The sequence below is a fragment of the Anabaena sp. UHCC 0253 genome, assembly GCF_009712085.1.
In the GTDB taxonomy this organism is placed as follows: Bacteria; Cyanobacteriota; Cyanobacteriia; order Cyanobacteriales; family Nostocaceae; genus Dolichospermum.
Genome location: NZ_VILD01000012.1, coordinates 13,684 through 19,358, shown reverse-complemented (window position 1 = coordinate 19,358; position 5,675 = coordinate 13,684). Strand labels below are relative to the sequence as shown.

General features: G+C 37.9%; 5 protein-coding genes and 1 pseudogene. 3 read left to right on the top strand and 3 right to left on the bottom strand.

Translation table 11 applies throughout. The features are described from left to right. The first annotated feature begins 73 nt into the window (after positions 1–73). The 3 genes and pseudogenes from avd to FJR38_RS24600 all read left to right on the top strand — a co-directional run bounded on the left by avd (position 74) and on the right by FJR38_RS24600 (position 1,673). A complete protein-coding gene (gene avd, locus FJR38_RS24610; RefSeq protein ID WP_168539987.1) occupies positions 74–421 on the top strand; it encodes a diversity-generating retroelement protein Avd in 348 nt (115 codons plus the stop codon). Continuing rightward, positions 422–1,469 (top strand): annotated as a pseudogene (locus tag FJR38_RS24605) (reverse transcriptase domain-containing protein). 33 nt (positions 1,470–1,502) lie between these two features. After that, positions 1,503–1,673: an SUMF1/EgtB/PvdO family nonheme iron enzyme gene (locus tag FJR38_RS24600; RefSeq protein WP_152608795.1), complete on the top strand. Its 171-nt coding sequence runs from the start codon at positions 1,503–1,505 to the stop codon at positions 1,671–1,673. Between the two features lie 167 nt (positions 1,674–1,840). Here FJR38_RS24600 and FJR38_RS24595 read toward each other — a convergent pair whose 3' ends face one another. The 3 genes from FJR38_RS24595 to FJR38_RS24585 all read right to left on the bottom strand — a co-directional run bounded on the left by FJR38_RS24595 (position 1,841) and on the right by FJR38_RS24585 (position 5,330). Then, positions 1,841–2,431 carry a heme-copper oxidase subunit III gene (locus FJR38_RS24595; protein ID WP_168497377.1) on the bottom strand — a complete coding sequence of 197 codons (591 nt, stop codon included), beginning with the start codon at positions 2,429–2,431 and terminating at the stop codon, positions 1,841–1,843. A gap of 150 nt (positions 2,432–2,581) precedes the next feature. After that, positions 2,582–4,258, bottom strand: coding sequence for a cytochrome c oxidase subunit I (ctaD, locus tag FJR38_RS24590; RefSeq protein ID WP_168539985.1), 1,677 nt, complete (start codon positions 4,256–4,258; stop codon positions 2,582–2,584). A gap of 136 nt (positions 4,259–4,394) precedes the next feature. Next, positions 4,395–5,330: a cytochrome c oxidase subunit II gene (locus FJR38_RS24585; RefSeq protein WP_168539983.1), complete on the bottom strand. Its 936-nt coding sequence runs from the start codon at positions 5,328–5,330 to the stop codon at positions 4,395–4,397. Between the last annotated feature and the right edge of the window lie 345 nt (positions 5,331–5,675).

The window sequence follows — 5,675 nt, the reverse complement described above, 5'->3', positions numbered from 1 at the left end:
GTTCCACTCCGTTCCACTCGCAATGACATAGTTATAAGTTTTCCCACCTACCTACTTACATTATTTAAACCAAATGTCAGATTTACCAATTATCCAAAAAACCTACGATTTAATTAAGTGGTATGTGCCGATTTTAGACCGTTTGCCTAAAAATTATAAATTTGGTTTAGGTGATAGAATTGTCTCTGGTCTTTATGATTTGTTAGAAGGTTTAATTTTAGCAAGATATGCCAAAGAAAAAATAGCTCAGTTAGAATTATTAAACGCTAAAATAGATGTTCTGCGTCATCAAACTCGGTTGTTATTTGATTTTGAACAATTTGATGAACGCCGATATGAATATGTGGGACAATTAATTAATGAAATTGGTAATGAATTGGGTGGTTGGATTAAGCAGCAAAAACAAGTTAGGCAATCATAAATGAAACGTTACGGAAATTTTTATTCAGAAATTACAAGTTTTACAAATTTAATTTTAGCAGCAAAGAAGGCACAAAAGGGTAAGCGGTTTCGAGATAATGTTTTAGAGTTTAATTATAATTTAGAGTTAGAATTAGAAAAAATTAAATATGATTTAGAATCAAAAACCTATCAAACAGGCACTTATAGAACCTTTAGTATTCTTGAACCCAGACCTCGGATTATTTCGGCTGCACCTTATCGAGATAGGGTGGTTCATCATGCTTTATGTAATATTATCGTACCAGTTTTTGAGAAAACATTTATTAGAGATTCCTATGCTAATCGTGTAGGATTTGGAACTCATCGGGCTTTAAGACGGGTTACGAAATTTGCTCGTTCTAGTTGCTATGTTTTGCAGTGCGATATTAAAAAAATACTTTCCGAGTATTGATCATCATATTCTTAAAATAATACTCCGTCGTAAACTTAAATGTCAAGATACTCTGTGGTTATTAGAGACAATTATTAATGGTAGTAATCTTCAACCACCAGCAATTGAATATTTTCCAGGTGATGATTTACTTACACCCTTAAAACGTCGTCGGGGTTTACCAATTGGGAATCTCACCAGTCAGTTTTTGTCTAATGTTTATTTGAATGGTTTAGATCATTTTGTACAAGATGAATTAAAGGTTAGCAAATATGTACGTTATGTTGATGATTTTGCGATATTTGCAGATGATCCAGATTTTTTAGCTGAAGCAAAATTAGCAATAGAAGCATATTTAGTTAATTTGCGTCTGAAATTGCATCCTGTGAAAACTCAAATATTTGCAACTAAACACGGTGTAAATTTTCTCGGTTTTCGGATATTACCAGACAGAATTAGAGTCAGAACAGAAAATTTAAGAAGAGGAAAACGCCGATTAAAAAGATTGCAAAAAAACTATTTAAATGGTAAAATTTCTGACCAAGACGTATCTCGTTCAAAACAAAGTTGGATAGCACATTTAAAACATGGCGACACTTGGCGGTTACGTCAAAAGATATTTACATTTCTTGTGTAAACAAGGGTGTGAAGAGGGGATAGGCACTTCCGGCTGCTGCGCGGTGGTTCTTGGAACAACAACCCTAGAAATTGCCGTTCTGCGTATCGTAACAACAACAACCCAGATAACAGAAACAACAACAATGGGTTTCGGTTAGTAGTTTCCGGCGCAAGCACTCTTCAACTATCAGAACTGGTAAATGGGAATTTATCGGGAGTATAACAGAAGAGTCCAGACCTGTTCCTGTGATGTTGGTGACAATATCCAAATACTAAATTGAGTTGGGTAGGCTGGTAGGTGTAATAACCGAAGGTTTCCCCAATTCTACTTTTAAAGTTTGAAAAAATGAGGAGAGTAATTCATAATTATGAATTACTCATTACCCATTTTTACAAAACGTTGAGAAGATAGACCAATGTGAAGAGAATGATCCAAATAATATCCACAAAGTGCCAGTAAATTTCTGCCATTTCTATGCCAGTGTGTTTAGTAGCAGAATAATGACCACGACGGAAAGAACGCCATAAGACACCCAAGATTAACAACAGTCCAATAAAGACGTGCAAACCGTGGAAAGCAGTCATTAAATAAAAACAATTTGAGAAAACATTAGTAGTGAATCCATAACTTAAATTCATGTATTCATAAACCTGACCGGCTAGGAATACAGCCCCCATAATCGCGGTAATAAAATACCAAAACCGCATCCAACCTACACTATTTCTTTTAATTGCCATATCACCAAAGTGAATGACAAAACTACTAGAAACGAGGATGATAGTGTTAATTGCGGGAATAAATAATTCTACTTCTGTTCCTTCCGGTGGCCAAACTGCTGTAGTCCCTCTAAAAAACAAATAGGTGGCAAAAAATCCGCCAAACATCAATGATTCAGAAGCAAGAAATGTGATTAAACCCCACACTCGTAAATCTGGATGTTCTCCGTCGCTATGATGTTCACTGGGTGTGATTGCAGTCATGTTATTATTCCTAGTAAATGATGAATAGATGTAGGTTGGCTTGATGTATGTTACCCAACTTTTTGGGGGGGTTTGTTGGGTTTCACTTCGTTCTACCCAACCTACAATTTCTAAATCTGCGTTTCAACTGACGGCTTCTATTACCAGTTGTCAATTGTCAATTGTCAATTGTCCATTATCATGGTTATGTCCATAGTCATAGGGTCCATGAGTGACAACGGGTAAAACTTCCCAATTTTCAATGATAGGTGGAGAACTTGTTGTCCATTCTAAGGTTAAACTTTCCCAGGGGTTATCACCTGCGAGTTCACCTTTTTGCCAACTGAAAATGACGTTTAAAGCGAAGGGAACGACGGAAAGAGCTAAAAGAAATGCGCCAATGGTGCAAAGCTGGTTTAAGCTGACAAATTGAGGGTCATACATGGCAACTCGGCGGGGCATTCCTTTTAAACCCAGTTCGTGCATGGGTAAAAATGTTAAGTTTGTACCGATGAAGGTAAGTACAAAATGAACTCGTCCCCAGGTTTCGTTCATCATTCTGCCGGTGATTTTGGGAAACCAGTGATATATACCTGCGTAAATCCCAAAGACTGAACCACCAAATAAAACGTAGTGGAAATGACCGACTACATAATAGGTGTCGTGAACGTGAACGTCAAAGGGGGCTGTTCCCATGGTTACGCCGCTTAAACCGCCCATGACGAACATGGAAAGTAAGCCGATGGCAAATAACATGGCGCTGGTGAACCGGATTTTTCCACCCCACAAGGTTGCTACCCAACCGAAGATTTTGACTCCTGTGGGAACTGCCACTATGAGTGTGGAAATGGTGAAGAACATCCGCATCCAACCGGGTGTACCACTGGTGAACATATGGTGTACCCAGACGAATAAACCAACGACGCAGATAGCGACTGTGGAAAAGGCGATCGCTTTATAACCAAATATTGGTTTGCGGGCATGGGTGGGAATAATTTCGGACATAATCCCAAAAATCGGCAGAATCATTAAATAAACTGCCGGGTGGGAATAAAACCAAAATAAATGTTGATAAATAACGACGTTACCACCTGCATCTGGTTTGAAGAAGGATGTGCCGAAGTTAATATCAAATAACAGCAAAACTAAGCCTGCTGCTAATACTGGGGTAGAAAAAAGTGCGAGGATGGAAGTTGCTAAAATTGCCCAACAAAATAGGGGTACTTGATCCCATTTCATGCTGGGAACTTTCATCATCAAAATGGTGATGACGAAGTTAATAGAACCTAAAATTGAAGAAGTTCCCACTAAAACAATGGCCAAAATCCATAAACTCTGGGCGTTGTTGGCGGTAATTAAGCTTAATGGTGGGTATGCTGTCCAACCAGATTGAGAACCACCAAAGAAGAAACTTAGTAATAGTAATAATCCGGCGACTGGATTTAACCAAAAGGCGATCGCATTTAATTTAGGAAAGGCCATATCTCTAGCACCCATCATCAATGGGACTAGATAGTTACCAAATCCACCAATTGCGCTGGGAACAATCCAGAGGAAAATCATGATTGTGCCATGATTTGTCATGAAGGCATTGTACAGATTTGGATCAATGAAATCCGAGTCTGGTGTGGCTAATTCGGTGCGGATAGCGATCGCCATCAACCCACCAATTAGATAAAAGAAAAATGCTGTCACTAAGTATTGAATACCAATAACTTTGTGATCAGTATTGAATGTAAAATAATCTCGAACTTTCCACGCTTCGGGATGAGAATTATGAGTAATCAGCAGTGTTGGGGCTTGATTTTCATCTGGTGGAGGATTAACTGGAAAATCTACTTGTGTCATATTTTTGTGAGTTGTCTTTTGTCAGTTATTAGCCAATCATTACCAACGACTGAATTTTAGATTTTCAATTTTGGTTTTGATGATTAAAAATCAAAAATTCCAACTAGGAGTTAATCTAAAATCTAAAATCCAAAATCTAAAATTGATTGACTAATGACTCAAGAGTTGCTGGAGTTACTTGCAAATTTTGAAGGTAGGGATCAAGAAATTCTGATGGGGATAAATTCTCCGAATTCACAGCAACTGCATGATTCATATCTTGTTTTTGGGCAAGTTGGTTTTCACTCATCCAAGCATCATAATCTTGTTGTTCATGGACGATTACTTGCGATCGCATTGAACCGTGATAACCACCACACAATTCTGCACAAACTATTGGATAAGTCCCAGGTTTTGTAGCTGTAAATCGTAGTTGAGTGGGGACACCAGGAATAGCATCTTGTTTAAGACGAAATTGGGGAACCCAAAAGGAATGAATGACATCATCTGCGGATAAATTCAACTGCACATCAGTACCGACAGGAACGTGCAGTTCTCCAGCGGAAATACCACTGACTGGATAATTAAATAACCAAGCAAATTGGATGCCTTTGACATCTACAACCAAATCAGCAGGTTTATTTTTGGTTTGCGGATTTTCGCCAATCCCAATATTAGCTGTTTGACTAACATTCATAGCACTGGCTGACATTTGGTGAGGATGACTCCCCACACCAAAACCACCCATTTGGTTATAAACATCAACGCTGTAAATACCCAAAGCAATGACAATTACGGTGGGAATTGCTGTCCAGAAAATTTCTAAACTCAAGTTACCTTCTACAGGTATACCATCGGTATTATCTCCTTTGCGTCGTCTATAGATAACTAGAAACAGCAGAATTGTGCCTTCAACAACTAAAAATAGAGCGATCGCAATTGTCAACATAATATCGAAAAAACCATCTACCAAAGGCGCTTGTTGTGATGCAGCTTCCGGTAATAAATGATGATTTTGTCCAACCCAGATACTGATAGGGGCAATGATCATCCCAGCTAACAGTGTCCACAGTGAAACAGGAACTTTTTGCATGAATGCTACCTGCTGTGTAAATAGTAATAGAACAAGAGTCGGTGAAGGTAGACTTTGTTTATGTAGCTAGAGAATTGGCTTTTGAGGATAAGATGATCTTTTAGATTTTTATAGCGATCGCTAAGGTAGTTAAGAAATCAAGTAATAATTAAACTCTGTAGGGTTTTATTCCTGAATTCTAACTCCTGACTCCTGCTATACTATTACCGTTCTAACTTGTAACTAATGAAAAATCAGGAAACTTCCATATTTTTTCAGATTGATAACAACAAAATCCCCGACTTTTTTCAAAATCGAGGATCTGAGAGTTGATATTTTCATAAATTAAATAGCAAGAGAAAAAAT